At 70.8% G+C, this 19,856-nt stretch carries 16 protein-coding genes and 1 pseudogene; 16 read left to right on the top strand and 1 reads right to left on the bottom strand.

Features of this window, described 5'->3' with window-relative positions:
• Positions 1-223: 223 nt before the first annotated feature.
• Positions 224-1,120: a hypothetical protein gene (locus ACIBO1_RS31590; protein ID WP_396752881.1), complete on the bottom strand. Its 897-nt coding sequence runs from the start codon at positions 1,118-1,120 to the stop codon at positions 224-226.
• A 1,210-nt stretch (positions 1,121-2,330) separates the two neighbouring features.
• Here ACIBO1_RS31590 and ACIBO1_RS31585 point away from each other — a divergent pair.
• The 16 genes and pseudogenes from ACIBO1_RS31585 to ACIBO1_RS31510 all read left to right on the top strand — a co-directional run bounded on the left by ACIBO1_RS31585 (position 2,331) and on the right by ACIBO1_RS31510 (position 19,267).
• Positions 2,331-3,128 (top strand): hypothetical protein, encoded by a 798-nt coding sequence (locus tag ACIBO1_RS31585; protein WP_396752879.1) that lies wholly within the window; start codon positions 2,331-2,333, stop codon positions 3,126-3,128.
• Positions 3,129-3,313: 185 nt separating this feature from the next.
• The gene (locus tag ACIBO1_RS31580) at positions 3,314-3,730 is read left to right on the top strand and encodes a hypothetical protein (RefSeq protein ID WP_396752877.1); all 417 of its coding nucleotides are present in this window, start codon (positions 3,314-3,316) and stop codon (positions 3,728-3,730) included.
• Between the two features lie 360 nt (positions 3,731-4,090).
• A complete protein-coding gene (locus ACIBO1_RS31575) occupies positions 4,091-4,993 on the top strand; it encodes a hypothetical protein (protein ID WP_396752875.1) in 903 nt (300 codons plus the stop codon).
• 146 nt (positions 4,994-5,139) lie between these two features.
• Entirely contained in the window at positions 5,140-5,940 is an 801-nt protein-coding gene (locus ACIBO1_RS31570; protein WP_396752873.1) for a MarR family transcriptional regulator, read from the top strand.
• A gap of 95 nt (positions 5,941-6,035) precedes the next feature.
• The gene (locus ACIBO1_RS31565; RefSeq protein ID WP_396752871.1) at positions 6,036-6,671 is read left to right on the top strand and encodes a diguanylate cyclase domain-containing protein; all 636 of its coding nucleotides are present in this window, start codon (positions 6,036-6,038) and stop codon (positions 6,669-6,671) included.
• 248 nt (positions 6,672-6,919) lie between these two features.
• Positions 6,920-7,348 carry a hypothetical protein gene (locus tag ACIBO1_RS31560; protein WP_396752869.1) on the top strand — a complete coding sequence of 143 codons (429 nt, stop codon included), beginning with the start codon at positions 6,920-6,922 and terminating at the stop codon, positions 7,346-7,348.
• 228 nt (positions 7,349-7,576) lie between these two features.
• A complete protein-coding gene (locus ACIBO1_RS31555; protein ID WP_396752867.1) occupies positions 7,577-7,933 on the top strand; it encodes a hypothetical protein in 357 nt (118 codons plus the stop codon).
• 43 nt (positions 7,934-7,976) lie between these two features.
• Entirely contained in the window at positions 7,977-9,017 is a 1,041-nt protein-coding gene (locus ACIBO1_RS31550) for a hypothetical protein (RefSeq protein ID WP_396752865.1), read from the top strand.
• Positions 9,018-9,162: 145 nt separating this feature from the next.
• Positions 9,163-9,801: a hypothetical protein gene (locus ACIBO1_RS31545; protein WP_396752863.1), complete on the top strand. Its 639-nt coding sequence runs from the start codon at positions 9,163-9,165 to the stop codon at positions 9,799-9,801.
• Positions 9,802-10,108: 307 nt separating this feature from the next.
• On the top strand, positions 10,109-10,765 hold the full coding sequence (locus ACIBO1_RS31540) for a hypothetical protein (protein WP_396752861.1): 657 nt from the start codon (positions 10,109-10,111) through the stop codon (positions 10,763-10,765).
• Between the two features lie 70 nt (positions 10,766-10,835).
• Positions 10,836-11,939: a DUF4314 domain-containing protein gene (locus ACIBO1_RS31535; RefSeq protein ID WP_396752859.1), complete on the top strand. Its 1,104-nt coding sequence runs from the start codon at positions 10,836-10,838 to the stop codon at positions 11,937-11,939.
• Positions 11,940-12,342: 403 nt separating this feature from the next.
• Complete coding sequence (locus ACIBO1_RS31530; protein WP_396752857.1) at positions 12,343-13,500, top strand: AAA family ATPase; 1,158 nt, start codon at positions 12,343-12,345, stop codon at positions 13,498-13,500.
• 22 nt (positions 13,501-13,522) lie between these two features.
• Positions 13,523-15,118: a VWA domain-containing protein gene (locus ACIBO1_RS31525; RefSeq protein ID WP_396752855.1), complete on the top strand. Its 1,596-nt coding sequence runs from the start codon at positions 13,523-13,525 to the stop codon at positions 15,116-15,118.
• A gap of 282 nt (positions 15,119-15,400) precedes the next feature.
• A pseudogene (locus ACIBO1_RS31520) lies at positions 15,401-16,572 on the top strand (FAD-dependent monooxygenase).
• 37 nt (positions 16,573-16,609) lie between these two features.
• Positions 16,610-17,041, top strand: a complete 432-nt coding sequence (locus ACIBO1_RS31515; protein WP_396752853.1) for a DUF3085 domain-containing protein — start codon at positions 16,610-16,612, stop codon at positions 17,039-17,041.
• Positions 17,042-17,278: 237 nt separating this feature from the next.
• Positions 17,279-19,267 carry a hypothetical protein gene (locus ACIBO1_RS31510; protein ID WP_396752851.1) on the top strand — a complete coding sequence of 663 codons (1,989 nt, stop codon included), beginning with the start codon at positions 17,279-17,281 and terminating at the stop codon, positions 19,265-19,267.
• Positions 19,268-19,856 lie beyond the last annotated feature (589 nt).

Genomic DNA, 19,856 nt, shown 5'->3' with positions numbered 1-19,856 from the left:
GTGACAAACCTCTATACCGAGACCCCGCCGTCCACGTCTACACCCCGCTTGACATCCACCACACCGCCCTAACTGAGCGGCATTGCCACTAACCCTCATCGCTACATTGACCCCGACGACACCTAACAGCCTCTGTGTGCCTGCCAGTGATCGATGTCGCTTCCCATCGCTCGATGATGCCGAAGGTCGCAGATCCGGGGCTAAGAGGCCTGCCGCAGCGACGCTACGGGGTGTCGTCCTTTGAAGGTTGAGACATCCTCCGGTGCTCGTCTGCGGAATTCCATACACTGGTGAACTGCTCGTAGAAATAGTCGAACCACTCACCGTCTCGCTTGCGGACCAGCCTGAAGGTTGGCCGCAGTTCGTGCTGGCCGTGGAACGAACCAAGCCGGAGATCCATCGAGCCGCTCTCCAAGCCGGGATCGTAGGCGTAGAGCGTATATGGGGCCAAGTAGTCGACCAGACGTACCTCCATGCCAGTCCTGCGCTCCAGCAACCGGTCAAGCAGTCCGAGGTTGATGGCCAGTCGCTCCTCCAGGCCGTGCACCATTCCATCAGGTCCAGCTCGGAAGGCCGACATGCTCATTGCCGCACTACCAGGTTTTATCAACAGCACCTTGACTCGGACGTCGCGAGACAGCGCTTGTTCGAGGTAGGTGTCGAGATAAGGTATATGCATCGATAACGTTGTTCCCCACAACCAAACCTCGTCCTGGGCTCGCTGGATCAAGTGAGAAATTTCGATGAGATCGTCTTGCTCGACGAAGAACCGGTTGGCGGGGACGGACTGTAGGTCTCCGAAGCGCCGCTGACGAGGAGGGCTCGCCTTCGAAGCCTGGACCCGGTCGAGTGCATCGAGCCATGCCTGCACCTCAAGATCGCCTTGAATATCAGTCGCGGCGAGAAGGTTGAGCAGGAGCGGCTTGCTAGGCGGCCGAACTCCAGACCGGGCCTCCCCGACGGAAGCTCGGGGCATCGGTCGGTTGTGGGCGATGCCCCATGACTCCAGTTCTCGTAGGGAGAGGCTGTCGTTCTGTTTGAGTAGATTGCGGATGCATGCAGCAAGCTGCTCGGTCGTCTGGACCGTCTTAAGCTCGGGCGCCATGCTGTCGTCGGACATGTTCCTCCTTCGCAAGACTGGACGTGACAAGTATTGGCGCGTCAGGGGGTGTCCGGCACGTGACGAGACGTCCGGTCGGACATGCGGACGGTTGGCGGCCCGGAATGTGCGGGCTGGCGCCACGGGAGAGGTGAAGCCGGGGCCGTGATCCGCCAGACGGTCGAGGTGTCCGAGGCGCACTTATTGATCTTGCTGGACACCTGATCGGACGGGCCTGCTGGTTGCATGCCCACCAATGAGCTGCCCTATTCGTGTAACTGCCGAACTCAAGGACGCGCGTCTGTCAGTCGGCATCGCCCTCCTGCCCCGCGAATCAGCATTCTCCGGGCAGCGGTTGCCGGCGCTGTTTTCGGCACCGCGCGTGCGGTCGTCCCGTGGCTTCTTGAGAACCTTAGTTTCTAGCGGGAGTGCCGTGGCGGGACCGGCGGCTGGGTCGGTCCCGCCTGACGTAATCAGGATGTGCGTTGTCGATCATTCGAGCGAGCGCGTCGGCGTAACGTGTCCGGCCGGTTGCGCAGCCCCTGCGTGGGGCCCGGTCCCGGATCCGAGGAACACACCACCGCCAAGAAGTCCTGGCACTCGTTGCCACCTAACGCCGGCACTGCCTCAGCCTTGGCAGGCTGAAGTCCCGTCCTGGTACCAACTTTCGCTAGAGGTCACACCCACCGGCTTGCCCACAACCGCTTACACCGCAGGTCAATCGCCGTCCCGCGGTCATTCACGCGACTGCGGAATGGGCCGGCCGTAGGCGGATCTGTGGACGGTCCGCCACTTACAGCGACTCACCGCCACTCACCAGACACCCGCCCGCAGTCGCTGATGATCTCTCACAGCGCTGGTCAACCCACCTGCCGGGCGGCTACGACAGTACGTCGCCGCTGTGAGTGCCCAGGGCTACCGTTTCGGCACGACCACAACCCACATATCGCTCCATCCCGGTTCGGTCCCACCTTTGGGATCCTCGTCGCACTCTCCGGTGCGTTCCGCCCACCCGCTCACGCCGGTCGGCAGCACACCGCGCGGCGACCCTAGGTCGCATCAACCATCCGCTCCAAGGTGCGCAGTGCGCGCTGGCATCACCGACCTGACCACGTACCCGGTGGACACGGTCACCCCGCGCTCTCGCGCAGCTCGGTCCTGTCGATCACCCGACCCATCCACCCGGTGGGCCGGGCCGCCGTCATGCCCACAACCCCTATCTGGAGGTTCCATGTCCCACACCAACGGCACCGCGCTGACCCGTCACGGCAGCCGCGTGCAGCGCCTCACGCCACCGCCCGCCGAGCGTCCAAAGAAGACCGGTCCGCGTCCCGTGGTGGTTCCGCAGGCGGTCATCCGCCAGATGATCGTCTGCGTATCCGACGACCTCACCGCGGTCCTGCACGCCAGCACCCGCAACCTGGACCGTCACCTCGGCGTGGGCGGCACCAGCTGCCGCAGGTTCTGGGCCACCCCGACTCTGCGGCCGTGGCAGCGCCGCCATCTCATCGACTGGCAGAAGGCCGCGACGGGCCCGCAGTGCTGCGCCGGCGGCCCGGTGCGTCTGCTCGACCTCACCGGCATGGGACACGCCGCGCACATGGGCGCGGTCCTACGCCACCAACAGTGGTCCCACGTCGTCGCCGGCACCCGGCCGGCCACTGCGTGGGCGGTGTTCCTGCAACGGCATCTGACCGACCCGTCGGACTACCCGATGGACCTCGCGACCGCCGAGTTCCACCGGCAGCCGCGGGTGCAGGCCATGCGCATGCACAACGCCACCGCGTACGGCCCGGGCCTGGAGGTGGCGGACCTGGAGATCTTCCAGGCCGGTGCCAGCGCCTACGCCAACTACCACGCCCTGTGGGCGTCATGCACCGACGCCCTGCTCACCGAGGACGGCCACCGGCTGCACCCGGCCAGCGCGTTCTTCGCCGACCGGATCACCTACCTGCAGCAGGCCCACCACCACCTGCAGTCCCTCCACGGCACGCAGCAGCTGTTCGCCATCGACCTGCGCACGCCGTAACCGCACTCGACGCGGTGGCTCACCCAACCCTCCGGCCAAGCGGAGCGCCGGCGAGCCACCCGCCCGAACTCAACCCAAACCACGACCGGACCGGACGGGCCGGCACATCTGCGCCTCGCACAGGCACGTGTGCCGCCCCGTCCGGGCCTCCCCCCATGTCCCGCACCGCCGCTGGAAGGAGCATCATGTCCCGCTTCCTGTACTTCGACCTGACCGCCGTCGCCGCCCACGCCCACCATGCCGTCCTCGCCGACCGCAACCAGCCCACCCGAGGCACGGGTACGAGTGGTCGCCGCGACGCCGAGCCGGCGCTGCAACTGTTCCGCCACGGCGGATTCGTCTGGCTCGCCGGTAACGGCCTCGACCGCGCGCACCATCCGGCACCCGCCCTGGCCAGGGCGCTGCACCACCTGACCGTTCCCGCGGTCCGACTGCCCGAGATCACCGATCCGCAGGACCTGCCGCTGCTCGACAGCGACGGACCTCAGCTGATGGACCTCATCACGCAAGGAGTCACCGACGGCGCGAACCTGATCATGGTCGACCCGAACACGCTCACCGTCGGCGTCGGCCGCCTGCGTGCACGCCGAGCCCCGCGCTGAACCACACGCCGCCCGGACGGCACCCCTGACCTCGAAACCCCAGAGACCCCAGGGGCGCCGTCCGATGCTCTCGGAAGCCCTCGACGAGGTGCACTTCCCGCTCGACCACAGCCCGCTCATCTCCGCAGCCGAGCGGGGCTCGTCGACCCGCAGATGCCGGGCCCGCCACTTGACCGGGACCTTCCCGCCACCACCACGCCCTGCCGCCCTGGCGCGGTCGCATCCGCCTGCCCGGCCATGGATCCGTTCACGGCCGAGCGCCCCGGGCCAGGGGATGCCCCACTACACCACGGCCTGAGACAGGCCGCTCTGTTCCTCTTCCCACCATTTCCCCCTTCATCCGAGGAGGTCTGATCCACCATGTCCCCACGACTGTGGTTCCGCGTCGAGGACGTCCTGCCCCTGGCGGAGCACGCCCTCGCCTGCCCGACCCACCGCCTCACCCGCGCTCAGCTCACGGCCGGTGAACACAACACCCCCGCACTGGCGCTGCGCCGTCGAGGCAGCAGCGGCGACATACGATCCAACGGCGTTCCCGTCTGGTTCACCTCCTACGGCGTCGAGCAGGTCGCCGACGGCGCGTCGTGGCGACGCGTCGACGAACCCACCGCACCGGACGAGCACTTCTTCCTGCCCCTGCGACACCCCGACCCGCAGGGGCGCCGACTGATCGACGTGCTGCGCGCCGGAGCCGACCTCGGACACTCCTGGATGGCGGTCGACACCGACGTGGCACCGCACGCCACGATCGGTCTCGCACAGGTGGAGTTCGCCGAACACCGTGGCGAGATCACCCCGTCGGGAACGCGTTGGCGACCGGGCATGGTCACCTCGCCGCAGGTCGACCATCTCGACTATCCCGCACTGGTCGCCGACGGCTACGACACCGGCGACGACGACCACCTCATCTGCCGCTTCGACCCGCGCACCGCACGGCGCATCGTCGATCACCTGTCCGGGCCGTGGCGGGCCGCCACGATGCCGGGGGAGTACCCGCTGCCGCGTTTCGACGGCACCACCCTGGTGCTGCTGGAAGAGACCGACCTCGGCGACGCCGTCGACCTGACCGTTGACGACCGCTGCCACCCCGACCGCGACGGTTACTACAGCATTGGCGCCTACCGGTGGCTCTGGCTGCCCGCGCCCGCCACCCCCGGCCGGGCCACCCGGATGCCCGTGCGCGACCGGCTTCGCCTGGAGACCACCGCGCTGTCCGGCCGCCTCCGCGAGCGCACCACCACCCGCCGCCGACCTCAGCGGTGACGCGACACCGCAGGCCCACACCTGGCCTGACGGCCTGCACCGGACCGCCCCCCGGGTGCCATCCCGACATCCGGGCATCGCACTTGATCGACGCCGAGAACGAAGCGTGGATCAGTGCCACCTCGACCACAGAAGGGACCCACCTCATGACCGATGCGACGGAGCCGGTACCGGCTCACGCGATGTTCAAGGTCCTCGCCGCCCTCGCCGACCTCGGTGAGGCCACCGCCGCCGCCGTGGCCGACACCGCCTGCCTCGGCTACTCCACCGCCACCGCGAAGCTGCGGGCGTGGGAGTCGACCGGAAAGGCCGAGCGCGTCCACACCGACAGCAAGGTAGCGGTATGGCGCCTCACCGCCGACGGCGTCGCCACCGTCGGCGCGCACCAGAACCCACCACCCCAGCCCGCCCCCTCCGCCCCGACCTCTGAACAGCCGACGAATCCCCCGCAGGAGGAGAACGCCGACGGGCCACCCACCGTCGCCTCGCAGACGCCGACAGCCGGTGGCGCGGCGGACGCCTCCATCACGTCGGCGGCCGAGGAAGACTCCTCCGACACCGCCGACGTCCACGGGCACGCTATGGCCGCCGCCGACGACCAGACGGACCCGCCGTCCGCCGACCAGCCCGCACGCGACGAGCCCACCGCCGACGAGCCCGAGCGGGATGCACCTGCCGCCGATGAGCCGGTCACGGATGCGAAGAGTCGACGCAGCAAGGGGTCTCTGGCCGGGGCGGTGCTCGACGTCCTCGAAGCCCACCCCGACCGGGCATACAAGGTCAGCGAGCTGTGCAAGCTCATCGACGCCGCGAACGCCGGCACCGACGCCAAGAAGGCATCGGCAGGTGCGGTCGTCAACGCCGCCGACAAGTTGGTCAACCAGGGCAAGGCCGTGCGGACCGTCGAGCGGCCCGCCACCTTTCAACTCGCCCCCGCCGGCCAGTAGCCGGCACCCAATCCGTGAGCAGCCCGGGGGCGGGCGTCAAGTTTGAGCGCTGGCCGCCCACCCCCGGTGCTCCTTCGTGCAAAGGAGCCCCATCAGTGTCGCAAACCGTGCAACAGATGCTCGCCGGCGTCGGCGGGATCCTCGCCGGCCTCGCCCTCGCCGCAACCGCGTTGTGGCGCCAACGGCAGGCGTTGCGGGCAGCCCGCTACGACGCCACCCACGACGAGGTCACCGGACTGCCCAACCGAAGGATGTTCCTCGACCGGCTCCGCGCCGCCCTCGACGACGACACCGCGGTCGGCGTGGTGCTGCTGGACCTCAACCGGTTCAAGACCGTCAACGACACCCTCGGCCACGAAGTCGGCAACGACCTCCTGCACCAGATCGGCCGCCGCCTCGCCGGCCTCCCCGCACCGGTGCGTGCCGTGGCGCGGCTCTCCGGCGACGAGTTCGCCCTGCTCGTGCACGGCGACCGCGACGACACCGAAGCCGCCGCCCACGCCGCGTGGCAGGTGATCGCCGCCGCGCCGATCCGCGTCGTCAACGCCACCCTGCCCGTGACCGCCTCGGTCGGCTACACCCACCACCGTCACCCCGACACCAGCATCCGGCGACTGCTGACCGAGGCCGACAGCGCCATGTACGAGGCCAAGGCCGCCGGCACCCGGGTCCGCGAGTACCTGCCCCACCGCACACCGACGGTCCGCAGCCGCGACCGCCAGCGCCACTGACCCCACCCCCGGCCCGAAGTCCCACCCCCACCGGACGACCCCGCAGCCACCCCGGCTGCGGGGTCCGTCCGCTGTGCCCACCCCGACAGGAGACCGCAGTGCTGTCCTTCAACGCCGTCCACACCCTCACCGAAAGCCTCCTGGCGGTCGACGCCCGCGTCGATCGCCTCGGCTGGGGACGCCCACCTCGCCTGCTCCTCGTCCACGATCGCCCCGCCCCGGCGGAACCCCGGTGCGGCAGACGCCAGATGCGCACCGTCCACCTCCCGCTCAACCCGGCCCGCATCGGCCGATACCGCGCCGGCCTCACCGACTTCCTCACCGACCTCACCGACGCGCTGCCCGCCGACCGCCCACCCGCCCGGCCCACCCTGGCCGCCTGCGTCGACCTGCACCTGATCACCACCCTCCTCACCGACCCCACCCCCGGTCTGCGCCTGCTGGCCTGGGCACTCGACTACGAGGACGTGCTCATCGAACCCCACAGGCTCCACGAGATCCGCCGCATCGACGCCGTCGACAGCGATCACCGCCGCTACCAAGTCACCCGATGGCACACCGCACCCCACATCACGGTCGACATCGACGAACACGACACCGACCAGGCGATCCACACCGCGCTGGCCACCCTCGTCGACACCACCCGCCTTGACCCCCGCGCGCCGACAACCGCCTGACCGCCAGCCGCGACGAACAACCACCGCCCTCGGCAGCCCCCGAGGCCCCCGCCTCGAAGCCTGATCGGGCCGCGCTGCCACACCGCCCCCGCCGCGACGACTTGACCTTCACCGACAGGTGAGCGTCGATCAATGTGGTCATCGGTCGAGCCGGCTATCAGGCACAACACCCCGCCCCGGTCCGGACGGTGACCCCTGCCCGAAACCCGAACGAAAGGCCATCCCGCCATGCCGGACCGCAACCGACCCTCACGACAGGCCCTCCTCCCACGCGACGTCACCGACCCGCTGCTGTGGCGACTGGCCCTTGACGTCCTCACCGCCCACCCGACCGGACCCGACGACCGCTGCGTCAACCTGCAATGCGCCGACCACGCCGGACCCTGCGTCCCGGCCCGACGCGCCCACCGTGCGATGCGGGCCGCCCGCACCACGCCCGCACCACCACCGCATCGCGTCACCCGCGTCCCCGAGCGGTTCGTCGGCTGGTTCACCGCCACCGCCACGCACCTGCGATCGCGGATCCCGCAGCGACTCCCAGGCCGGATCCCCGGCGCGGCCATCACCGCCGCCCACGCCGCCTAGACCCCCATCCGACCGCTTCACCGGCCCCGCTAAAGGAGGACCCATGACCTTCCGTACCGAGAACACGCTCGCCGGCTACGCGCGAGCCGCCGTCACGATCAAGACCCGCATGCACGAGTACTGCGCCAGCATCGCCGGACGCGAGTATCACCGCGCGTTCGTCGAGACCCACTGGACGGGCATCCCGCCCGTCGACGGCGCCGACGACACCGACCCGCACCACAGACTCGTCGACGTCCTCGACCGCACCGCCAGCAACGCGTGGGCTCACGGCGAGGCCTACGTCCTCGCCCCCGCCATGACCGCCATCGTCGCCGCCGCCGCGGCCGCACTCGACCTCACCGGCGACCTGCTCACCGCCGACGCCGCCCCCACCGACCGCGGCGTTCTCTTCCTGCCCGAACCGATCTATCACCGCGCCCTGTCCGGCCAGGTCAGCGGAATCGCCGCGATCACCTGGAACACCATCTCCTCACCCACCGGCAGGTCATGGCTGATCTGCGGCTGGGCCGACCGCGACGACCCCGACGACCCCCACGCCGCCCGCATCCAGGACTACGCGCGACAGGACCCGACCCTGCTGTCCCGACTCGGCCCCTACGTCCTCACCGACGTCAACCTGCTCCCCATCGCCACGCCCGTGCCCACCACCGATCAACCGGACATCGACGAACCCGACCGCGACTGGGAGACCGCACCCGACGGCCGCTACCTCATCACCGACGCCACCGCCCGCACCCGCGTGTTCGCGGCGATCGCCTACGCGTTCTGGCGCATCCAAGCCCAACCCATCGCCGTCGCCACCCCGGCACCCCTGGACCGCCCCACCCGACGCCGCGCCGCACGCGCCTCGATCACCCACGACACCCGCGTGGTGATGCTGCGCCGCACCTCCGCCCTCACCGAACCCGCCACCGGACCCGCCAGATGGCACTACCGGGTCCGGTTCGTCGTCCGAGGCCACTGGCGTCGCCTGCTCGACAGACACGGGCAGGCCTACCGGATCTGGATCCACGCCCACCTCAAAGGCCCGGAAGACGCCCCACTGCTACACGGCGAGAAGGTCGCCGTCCTCGCCCGCTGACACCCGTCCACCGACACCGATGACCGCGCGGCCCGCCCATCGGCCGCGCGGTCATCCACACCCACATCCCACCCGTCGCGCAGCGCCTCACAGCCCGCCGTCACCGACCCGCCCCGACCACCCGCAGACCCCTCGGAGGAAGGCCATGCCCCAACAGGATCCCGACCCGCACCGTGCGACACACCCCGCCACGACCGCCTCGAACGACCACCCCGCCCACACACCACCCACCAGGCAGACGCCCCCAGGCCATCCGCTGCGGCACAGCCCCCTGCACCTGCCCCACGACCGACTCACCGTCACCAGCCTCGACGAGCGCGACGGCGACCACTACGTCGCGTTCACCGCCACGCTCTGCCTCGACGGCACCCCCGTAGGGGAGATCCGCAACGAAGGCGACGGCGCGGCCACCCGGCTGCGATGCCACGACCCGACCCGGTTCACCGAACGCGACATGCACGAGTTCGTCCGCGACTGCCGATACCGGCGCCAACCCACCGACGAGGAGACGGTCCTGGACCGCCTGGTCGCGGAATACGACCTCGACACCCGCATCGCGACCCTCACACCGAACTCCACCATGGCCAGGACAGTCGACATCGACGGCGACTACTGCGGTGACATCGTCACCGTCGAAACCGACGACCTCGACCGACTCGACCAGCCCACCGGGCGGGCCGGCCTCGCGATCTACCTGGCGACGGCCACCACCAGCCCATGCTGCAGCGGCTGGCAGATATGGCGTCACGACACGTGGCACCGCGTCGCCCCCCTCATCAGATGACCCAGGTCGACACCCGCACACGCCTGACAGGCCACCACCCTGCGGCACCCTCCCGCGCGAACCACCAGACCTGGGCGCACCAGCCGGCACCACCCCGTGGCAGGACACGGTCCGGGTCGCGGCGACGGCCACGTAGGAGCCGTTCTCCGTCACGGCACCGGTCACCGCAGCCCCCACGGGCCGCCGTCCAGCCGACCACAGAGGCCCGAGGCGGCTGCGCGATCACACCACCTGACGGCTGGCCCTCGCCACGGGACGACCTCCGCAACCCCATCCACCAACAAGCCTTCCTGAGAGGAAACAGCACGTGAGCACACCCACCCTGATCGGCGTCGCCGCGTTCCGCGGTAGCTATACCGCCCGCCACCTGCAGTTCGGCGAGGAACCCGAGAAATTGATACCGCTGCTGCGCCGGATCTGGACCGACACGTTCGGCCGCGACACCGACGCCATGGCCACCGCGCTGCTGGCCCACCACTGGTGGACCCTCACCGCCACACCCAAGCCCCGCCGCTGGGACCGGCAGCCGCCCGTACCGGGACTGGGCCACCCGGCCGACACCGACACCGACCCCCGCAAGGGCTCCCTACGGGAACCGGTCGCCGGGGCCCTCGAATGGATGTACCTGCTGCACCTCGACCAGCGGCGACTCGTGGTGTACGAGGCGACGATCCACAGCCGGTGGCTGCGGCACAGCGCTTATCACCTCGACCCGGCCGAGGACCTGTTCGTCACCGCACCCGCCCTCGACGACGGCGGCGCGGAGATGACGGTGTGCACCGCCTGCGGCGCCGTCGACGAGATCGAGCACATTGCAGTGCCGTCCATGGCCGGCTACGGCCACGACACCGTCACCTGCTGCACCCGCTGCGGCTCCTCGGTCGCCACCGACCCGATGTTCGGCGACCACGTCACCCGCAAGCCCTGGCCGCCGCACCATCCCACACCGGACAACACCCGATGACCTTCCACACCTCAGGCGCCGTCTCGCCTCAACGACGGCAGCCTGGCCATCCCTGCGATCGGAGAGCACCGTGATCTACCAGCCCGGCCAGCGCGTCGCCCTGGTCCACACCAGCGACCCGCACACCCTGCTGCGGCCCGGCGACACCGGCACCGTCCGCCGCCACGACCAGCGGCACGACATCGTCGAGGTCAACTGGGACAGCGGCTCCACGCTGTCGATGTGCCTCGACGACGGCGACCGCATCGCCCCGCTCACCACCACCGCACCGCCGACCGGCGGCCCCGTCGGGGTTGCCACCGCATGGGCCGCCACGCTGCAACGGATGCGCGCCGCCGGCACCGAGGCCGGACAGACCGCCGCCGAACGGTGGGCGCAGCACACCATCGGCGCCCAGGCCGGCAGCGACCGCCGCCGCGCCGCCCGCCGGATCCTGGCCGGCATCGCCGACGGCGACCCGGCAGTCCTCGACGCCCTACCCCACTTCACGTTCGACGACTCGGTCGACACCAGCGGATGGGAGCTGTTCGCCGACGCCACCGGCGACGTCGCCGGCTGGTTCGGGCTGCGCATCCCACAGCGCGACGAGGCGATGACCGTCTACCGCGACGCCTTCGACACCGCCGGCGCCGACCGGGCCGCCGACCTGTGTCGCCTCGCGGCCAGCCCCACCGGCCGCGACGTGTCCCACCTCCACCCCGACCAGATCCGTGTCGGTGACGTCGGCGTGTTCTCCGGCGACTGGGCGCACACCACCAGCCCTGACGGCGGCGACCGCATCACGGTCGGGTTCGTCGGCACCCTCATCGACCACTGGAACGGGTGGGCGGTGTTCTCCTGCACCCGCACGGTGGCCGAGGCGATCGTCGACGACCAACACCGTCACCGCGACCAGCACCGCCGGCACCTGCGCGCCGAGGGCGTACCGGCCGACGAACTGGACGGGCGAGTCGACGCGACGCTGGCCGACCTGTCCTTCGACGGCGACGTCATCGTCGCCGACCAACGCGCCATGTTCGACGACCCGGACGCCATCGACCGCATCACCCCCGACGCCGACGGCCGGTACGTGGTGATGGGTTACAGCTGGTGCTGGGAGGCCGTCGACCCGTACGACTGCGCTCGGATCGTCGGCGACCTCCCGGACCAGCCGAACCCTCGCTCGGATGGCTGACGCAGGACAGCGTGACCCACAAGGCTGCCAACGGGGTGCGCCGACTGGCAGCGACAGGAGCACATCGCCGGAAACGACATCCTCGCTCGGCCGTCACGGTGACCACGATTCCCCGTTCCACACCCGACACCCATCCGACTTGATCAATCGATTCAAGGTGTCGCATTGTCGGCGCTGACATTGCCCGCGTAACGCCGCTCCCGACCAGCACGGGCCAGCGGCGAACCTGCGCGTCGCCGTAACCCTCCAACACCACCAGCACCACCACTGGGGTGTGGTCGCCCACCTGTCCGGCCCGAACAGGGCCGCCAGGGGTTGGCCCCACCCGTCTCCGCTGTGCGGCACCCACCGCCCGCGCACCCGGAGACGGGTGCGCGGGCCCGACCTGCGAATCGAGGCAACCATGACCACATCACCCCCGCCAGTACCGGCCGCCGCTTCACCCGACGTCCCGGCGGGCGTCGGCGCCACGCCGACCCCCGATGCCGCCTCCGGCCGGTCCGGCTACCTCTACCGCGCGGTCGCCCTGCACCTCGCCGGTCACCCCGACGACATCCTCAAGGTCGGCGAGATCACCCGGGCGATCGGCGCACCGTCCTCCGGCGCCGTGTTCGAGGCACTGAAGAAGATGGCCGCCGCCGGACACGCCACGCACCTGATCGGTCCGCACCGCTTCCAGATCACCCAGGCCGGTATCGACGCCGCCGGAGCGATACCGCCACCGGCCCCACGCGCAGCCCGGCACGGACCACGCGGAGCGGGCCGGCGGCAGCCGGTCGCCCGCCCCAACGGCGAGTTGTACTTCCCCCGCAAGCTGGCCGGCGCCACCGACGTGGACGTGCTACGCCGGCTGCGGGACAAACGCATCCCGGTGCTGCTCTACGGCCCGCCCGGCACCGGCAAGACCGCCCTGATCGAGGCCGCCTACGCCGACCTGCTCACCGTCGCGGGCACCGGCGACACCGTCGTGGAGGACTTCCTCGGCAACTTCATCCCGCTGCCCGACGGCGGGTTCGAATTCGTCCACGGACCGCTGGTCACCGCGATGCGGCAGGGCAGGGCGCTGCTGGTCGACGACGCCACCCTCATCCCACCCAAGGTCCTCGCCGTGCTCTACCCGGCGATGGACGGCCGACGGGTCATCACCATTCCCGGCTACCGCAACGAACGCGTCGAGGCCGTCGACGGGTTCTACGTCATCGCCGGACACAACCCCGGCGTGCACGGCGCGATCCTCACCGAAGCCCTCGCCTCCCGCTTCGACGTCCACATCGAGGTCACCACCGACTGGGACCTCGCCCGTCACCTCGGCGTGTCCCGACCCGCTGTCGAGACCGCCGTCGCTCTCAACGGCGACCTCGCCGCCGGACGGATCAGCTGGGCGCCGCAGCTACGCGAACTGCTCGGCTTCACCCGCGTCAGCAAGACCCTCGGGCCCGCCGCCGCGGTGGCGAACCTCGCCGGCCGCGCCCCCGCCGAGGACCGCGACCACGTCCTCGCCGCCCTGCGTCAGCGATTCAGCGGCGACATCGCCCCACTGACCCTCGGCAAACAGCGCTAACCCATCAGAGAGGCCCACCGTCATGCCGCATCCCTCAACCCACCGCACCACCACAGACCCCGCAACGGCCGGCGACCCGGACTGGCGGCCGTGGAGCGACGCATGGACCCGTCACCTACCGACCCTGACCGGCCGCCACGACCTGACCGTCACCGTCGCCCCCGGCGCCGGCGGCGCAGCCCCGGCCCGCTTCCTGCCTGATGCGCGCCGCGTCGAGGTGGACGCCACCCACATTGGCGCACCCGAGATCACCAACCCGTACAAAGCGGGCCACAAGCGGGTCGTGCCCACCGCCTACGGGCTACTCGTCCACGAGGCCGCCCACGCCACCCACAGCCTGTGGGACACCCCCACGAACACCCCGCCGATCGTCGCCGACGTCGCCGCCGTGCTCGAAGAGTCCCGCGCCGAGAACCGCCACCGCAGCAGACGTCGCGGTGACCGAAAGTGGCTTCGCCACGCCGCCACGACCCTGCTGCAACCGGACGACGCCCCGGTGGACGACGCATGGCACGCCGCTCACCTCGCCGGCCTCCTCCTGGCCCGGGTCGACGCCCGCATCGTCACCGCCAAGGACGTCAAAGGCGTCCGCGCCGCCATCACCACCGTCCTGGGCCGCACCACTTTGCGGCAGCTGCGGGACGTGTGGCGGCAAGCGCACACCGTCGACGACACCGACGCCGCCACGATGATCGACCTGGCGTGGCGGTGGTGCCGCATCCTCGGTATCGACCCCCGCCAGCGTCCGCAACCCCCACGACCCGACCCCGGCCAGTTCGCCGGGCACCTCGCCCACGCCGTGGCCGACTACCTCGCCCACGCCCTCGGCCTCACCCCCGCCCAGTACGCCGACCAGCAGATCCAGTCCCGACACGGCGCCCCCACCACCTGGACCCGCCGCGAACCCACCGACACCGAGCGGGCCGCCGCCCACCACCTTGCCGCCCGGCTCCGCCGAGCCCGCACCCACGTCCCCGAACCCGACACCCGCCCCAGCCCGACACCGCCCGGACGGCTACGCACCCGCCATGCCATCACCGCGAAGGCACAGATCGCCGCCGGCAGCATGCCCACCGCCACACCGTGGCAACGGCGCACCCAGACACCGCCACCCAAGCCACACCTGCACCTGGGCGTACTCGTCGACACCTCCGGCTCCATGTACGCCTACGCCGCACCCTTGTCCTCCGCCGGGTGGATCCTCGCCCACGCCGCCCGCACCAACCAGGCCACCACCACCACGATCAGCTTCAGCACCGGCGCCACCCTGCTCGTTCCGCCCCGCCGCCACCCCACCGAAGTTTTGGAGATGGGGATCGGCGGCGGGAGCACCGCGTTCCTCGACGCAGTCAAACTCGCCGACCAACTCCTGCACCTGCGGCAACCCGGCCGAGTGCGGATGCTCGCCGTCGTCTCCGACGGCGACCTACCCAACCTCGACTCCGCGCAACGGCTCATCACGACCCTGCACCAGTCCGGATGCGCGGTGCTGTGGCTGCGACCCGCCGCCCTGACCGGGCACACCTTCACCCACACCACCACGCTGCTGGTCGACGACCCGGTCCACGCGGTCGACGCCATCGCCGACGCCGCCGTCACCGCACTCGAACAGGCGTGATCCCAGCACCCGCCCCGGCTCCCGCCCCGGGCGCCAGCGAGGTTCTCGACCTGCTGCGCTCGCTGGCGCGCATGCTGCCGCCACTCACCCGAGCGGCCAGCGGCCGCCACGTCGACCCAGGCCCGTCCCGCCGTCGCCGCGTCCGGCGAGGCAGGGCACTGACCTGACCTGATCTACACCGCACCCACCACGGCCGATGCCCGGCCACCCGCGCACCAGCGCACCCCGGGCACGGCCGTACGGCCGTGCCCGGGCTTCCCTGCCTATCGGAAGGACACCCGGATGGCACAGCCGCACATCCCACCCGGCCACGCGCCGCGCCCCACCTACGCGTCCCACCCGCGAGGGCCGCAGCCGCGCATCGCCGTGGTCGGTGGCTCCCTCACCGGCGCCACCACCGCCCTGCTCCTGCTACACGCCGGCTTCGACCACATCACCGTCTACGAAGCCGCCCCCGCCGCGGCACCGCGCGGTGGCGGACTTATCGGCCTGGAACACCCCGCACTCGACGTCCTCGACCGCCTCGGCATCGACCAGAGCGAGTTCATCGCCAACACCTCCGAGACCGTCATAGAGGTCACCGTCCGCGCCCGCCAGCCCATCCACACCATCCGACGGCGGTATCCGGGGCGCTCCACCACCTGGTCGCTGCTGCACCACGCGCTCACCCGCCGCCTGCCCGACGGCGTCCTGCAGACGGGCCGACGCCTCACCCACCTCGACCAGCACCACAGGCAGCCACGACTGCGATTCGGCGACGACTCCTGCGCCCTGGCGGACCTGGTGGTGTTCGCCGACGGCCGATCCTCCACCGGCCGTCGTCTGCTCGACCCGCGACGCCGACTGCACTACGCCGGCTACGTCGCCCACCGCGGCCACACCCCCACCGAATCCGGGGCCATGCGGGACTTCCTGCGCCTGGAGGCGGGCACCGGCTGCCAGTACAACGTCGCACCGGTCCCCGACGGACTTGACTGGACCCTGTACCTCGACTGCAGCCCCGCCGACTACACCCGGCGCTTCGGGGCGCCGCCGCAGCGTCGGATGTTCGCGATGCCGCATCACGTCAGCGCCGCCGCCCGCGCACACGTCGACATCCGCGCCGCCCGGGTCCTGCCCGCCCCGCACGCGGCCACTGTGCACGCCACCACCACCCGGATGGCCGTGCCGGTGATGGACATCGACGCACCCACCCGCATGGTCTGGCCCCTCGGCGCCGGATGGGCGGTGCTGCTCGGCGACGCCCTGGCCCCCGTACGGCCACACACCGCCCGGGGCGCCAACAACGGCATCGAACAGGCCGCCGCCCTCACCGCTGTCCTCACCCAACACCACCGGTGGGCGCCGACCTCCCTGCGGCCCTGCACGGATGGCAACGCCGCTGCCTTCCCGACGCCGTCACCGCCGTGCGGCAAGGGCCACCGCTCGGCGCTCACCTCGGCAACCAACCCTGACCCGCCCGACGCCACCCTTCAGCACAGGAGTCCACCGATGGCACTGCATCTCTACTTCGACCTCACCGCCACGCTGCGACTGGCCGAACACGCCGTCGCCGCCCACCAGCACGTCCCCTCCTTCACCGAACACGAGGACCAGACCTCCTGCGCGGGGGCGTTGGAGTGGGTTCACGACGACGGCGTGTACCTGATGTCCAACGGCCTGCCACGACTGCAGGACCCCGACCGGCCCGGGGCGAACCTGACCGTCCACGCCCACGGCTGGAACCCCCGCGTCGACGGCCACCGCGCTGACCGTGACCTCGGTGGCGACGACTTCGTCGAGCATCTGCACCTCACCGAGGAACCCGCCCCACTGATCGAGGAACTGCGCGCCGCACACGCCGCCGGCTTTCGGTGGCTGGACCTGGTCGTCAGCGCCGACACCTTCGAGGTGCGGGTCGCCCGTACCCGCCGCCCCGACTGACCCCCGGCCACCCGACGGCCCCGCCCGCACCGCGAGGCGGGGCCGTCGGGCCTGCACATCGACCCGACATCCCGTGTACGGGTCCTCATTCCCGTCTTCCGACACCGCGACCGGCATCGGTCGCGGTGTCGCCGTTTCCTGAGGAGTTCCGTGTCCAACACGAATCGCGCCACCAGCGCCCAAGATCCCGTTACCAGCCCGGATTCCGTGGGCCGAGCCGCCGCGGACACCGACAGCTTGGCCTACCCCATCTCGCCGGAGTACGTGCAGTCGTGGACGCCCGTACGGGCGCTGTCCGAGCTGATCGCGAACGCGCTCGACGAAGACCCGAACGCCCAGGTCAGCTGGTCCGCAGGGACGCTGACCATCGCCGACGGGGGACCGGGTATCCCCGAGGAGGGCCTCATCCTGGGCGTCTCGACCAAGTCCGCCGAGCAAATCGGCCAGTTCGGCGAGGGCAAGAAACTCGCCTGCCTCGTGCTGGCCCGCAGTCCGCAGATCGGCGGCGTGCGGTGCGAGACCGTCGGTTACGGCTTCGTCCCCACCGTCGAACGCCGCAAGCTCCTCGGCGGTCTGATCCCGTCGCGCTCCGCGCGGGGCAGCGAAGTCCTCGTCTACCACTTCCACCCCAACACCCGCACCGCCGGCACCACCTTCACCGTCGACTGCCCCCAGCAGTTGGCGCAGGAGGCCATCGGACGCTTCCGGGCCCTGGCAGAGCCCGGCTACCAGCCGCCCGCAGCACCGGGTGTGTGCGTGCGCGACGGCCAACCGGGACGGGTGTGGATCGGCGGGGTGCTCGTCACCCGCATGCCGGGTCTCCTCGCCTCCTACGACCTGTCCCTGGACCACAAGGCGCTGCAGAACCGCGACCGCACCCTTGTGGAGGCCGCCGCACTGCGCACCGCCGTGCGCCGCATCCTCGCCGACAGCGAAGACCCACAGATCATCAGCCTGTTCGCCCGGCATGTGCTCGGCGGCGGGAAGCTACGCGAACAGGAACAGTTCTTCGACGGGGTCCGGCTGCCCCGCCCCCGCGCCGCGTGGCGGGCCTGGGGCCGCACCCACCTGCCTGAGCAGACCTACTTCAGCGTGCCGGGCGGTGAGGAGGCGGCACTGGACCTCAAGGACTCCGGCCACACCGAGCTGGCCACCACCGGCCTGGGCAGGTACGAACAGATGGCCGTCATGAATCTCCTCGGCGTCGAGGCGGCCCGTGCCCGCCAGAGACGCCACCACGCCCGTAACCGCAACCGGACCAGCTGGGTCAGCCAGAAAGCCCTGACCGGCGCGGAACGCGCCCTGCTCGACGAGTGCTGCCAGCTGGTGCGCTCCGCGATCGGCCCGTTCGCCCTGCATCAGGTAAAGGTGTACGACCAGAGTGACGAGTCTCCCTGCGCCGACGGTTTCTACCGGCCGCTGACCGGACACGTGGCCATCCACCGCGATGTGCTCGCCGACCGACACCAGACGCTGCTGGTGCTGCTCCACGAATCCGCGCACCGGGTCGGGCATCGCGGCGGTGGGCGCTGGACACCGATCCCCGACTACCACGACCGCAGCCGCGGATTCGAGAACCTCCTCAGCGACTTCGCCGCCCGGCTGCTCGGCATGCTCGCCGATGGCACCGCACTGCCGCACCTCGAAGCCACCCCATCAGCCCCACCGGCCGGGCGGGACCGCAACTGGCGGGTCGACGACCCGAGCGTGCCCGCCGTGCGCCGGGAACTGGCCCACCTCCTGCTCGACCGACTCCCGCAGGCGCTGACCGCCGGTGGCTTCCGCTCCGCGAAGGAAATGGTCGCTTCCACCGCGGTGTATCCCGGCTACTGGCGTCTGCTGACCAACCCCCGCCCGGTCGGCCACCGTCCGTTCCGCGGCGACCAGGCCGGCGACTACGACAAGGTCGCCCTCCTCGCCGAGACCAGCGGCGTGCACCCACCTGTGGTGTGGCTGGGCTACCACCTGTGCGAAGGCCCCATCCGCGGCCGCCGCCGCGACACCTGGGGCCGACCCGGCCCATGGACGGCGAAGATCCGCGCCGACATAGCGCGCGCCTGCGCGGACCTGGCCGCACTCGGCGGCCCGTACGCCGCACACATCCCCACGCTGCAGGCACTCGCCGACGGCACCGTCCCCGCCCCACTCGACGACGACACCTGGCACCAACCGGCCCGCGCGCTCCTGGCCGCCGAACGCCGACGCCTCAACCTCGACAAGTCCTGACCTGCAACCCACCGCGTCACGGTGACAGCCCAATCATCGTCGCCGCCCGGTCCACCGGCAACGACTCGGTCATCGCCCGAAGTCGAGCGTCACGTGCAAGTCGCTGTGGATGTGGTTGGAACATTGGGATGATCGTTCTGTGGGCCCACGCCTACCTCACGGTCACCGCCGCCCAAACGAAAGGGGGGACCCGGAACAAGATCATGAACAGCTCGCGCCCCTCAGCCTCGGCGAGGTCCGCCGTCTCCTGGCACACCTGATCACCACCACCCACCCTTCGACCAAATACATCGATGCTCACGATGGCGACGCCGACACCGATACCGCGCCAGGCAGGCCCACTACCAGCGGAGACACCGAATCCACCGGCTAGGGCTGGAGTGCTCGGGCTGCAGCCGTGCATCGCCGGGGACGGTACTCCCTCACTGGCGCCGCCACCGTCGATTGGTGCGCTTCCGGCGACCGGCCGGGGGGGGGGCCGCCCCCCCCCCCCCGCCCCCCGCCGGGGGGGGCGGGGGGGGCCCCCCCCGGGGAAATTGCAAAAGGGGGGGGGGAGTTAAAAAATAAAAACGGCTGGGTTTGTCGGGGC

The sequence above is a fragment of the Micromonospora sp. NPDC049903 genome, from assembly GCF_044460945.1.
GTDB lineage: Bacteria > Actinomycetota > Actinomycetes > Mycobacteriales > Micromonosporaceae > Micromonospora.
This window is presented reverse-complemented; position numbering and strand designations above follow the sequence as displayed.

What these genes read in the sequence shown, in the direction of transcription:
- ACIBO1_RS31590 (WP_396752881.1), bottom strand. Translation starts at nt 1,120, where the DNA reads ATGTCCGACGACAGCATGGCGCCCGAGCTTAAGACGGTCCAGACGACC.
- ACIBO1_RS31585 (WP_396752879.1), top strand. Translation starts at nt 2,331, where the DNA reads ATGTCCCACACCAACGGCACCGCGCTGACCCGTCACGGCAGCCGCGTG.
- ACIBO1_RS31580 (WP_396752877.1), top strand. Translation starts at nt 3,314, where the DNA reads ATGTCCCGCTTCCTGTACTTCGACCTGACCGCCGTCGCCGCCCACGCC.
- ACIBO1_RS31575 (WP_396752875.1), top strand. Translation starts at nt 4,091, where the DNA reads ATGTCCCCACGACTGTGGTTCCGCGTCGAGGACGTCCTGCCCCTGGCG.
- ACIBO1_RS31570 (WP_396752873.1), top strand. Translation starts at nt 5,140, where the DNA reads ATGACCGATGCGACGGAGCCGGTACCGGCTCACGCGATGTTCAAGGTC.
- ACIBO1_RS31560 (WP_396752869.1), top strand. Translation starts at nt 6,920, where the DNA reads ATGCGCACCGTCCACCTCCCGCTCAACCCGGCCCGCATCGGCCGATAC.
- ACIBO1_RS31555 (WP_396752867.1), top strand. Translation starts at nt 7,577, where the DNA reads ATGCCGGACCGCAACCGACCCTCACGACAGGCCCTCCTCCCACGCGAC.
- ACIBO1_RS31550 (WP_396752865.1), top strand. Translation starts at nt 7,977, where the DNA reads ATGACCTTCCGTACCGAGAACACGCTCGCCGGCTACGCGCGAGCCGCC.
- ACIBO1_RS31545 (WP_396752863.1), top strand. Translation starts at nt 9,163, where the DNA reads ATGCCCCAACAGGATCCCGACCCGCACCGTGCGACACACCCCGCCACG.
- ACIBO1_RS31530 (WP_396752857.1), top strand. Translation starts at nt 12,343, where the DNA reads ATGACCACATCACCCCCGCCAGTACCGGCCGCCGCTTCACCCGACGTC.
- ACIBO1_RS31525 (WP_396752855.1), top strand. Translation starts at nt 13,523, where the DNA reads ATGCCGCATCCCTCAACCCACCGCACCACCACAGACCCCGCAACGGCC.
- ACIBO1_RS31515 (WP_396752853.1), top strand. Translation starts at nt 16,610, where the DNA reads ATGGCACTGCATCTCTACTTCGACCTCACCGCCACGCTGCGACTGGCC.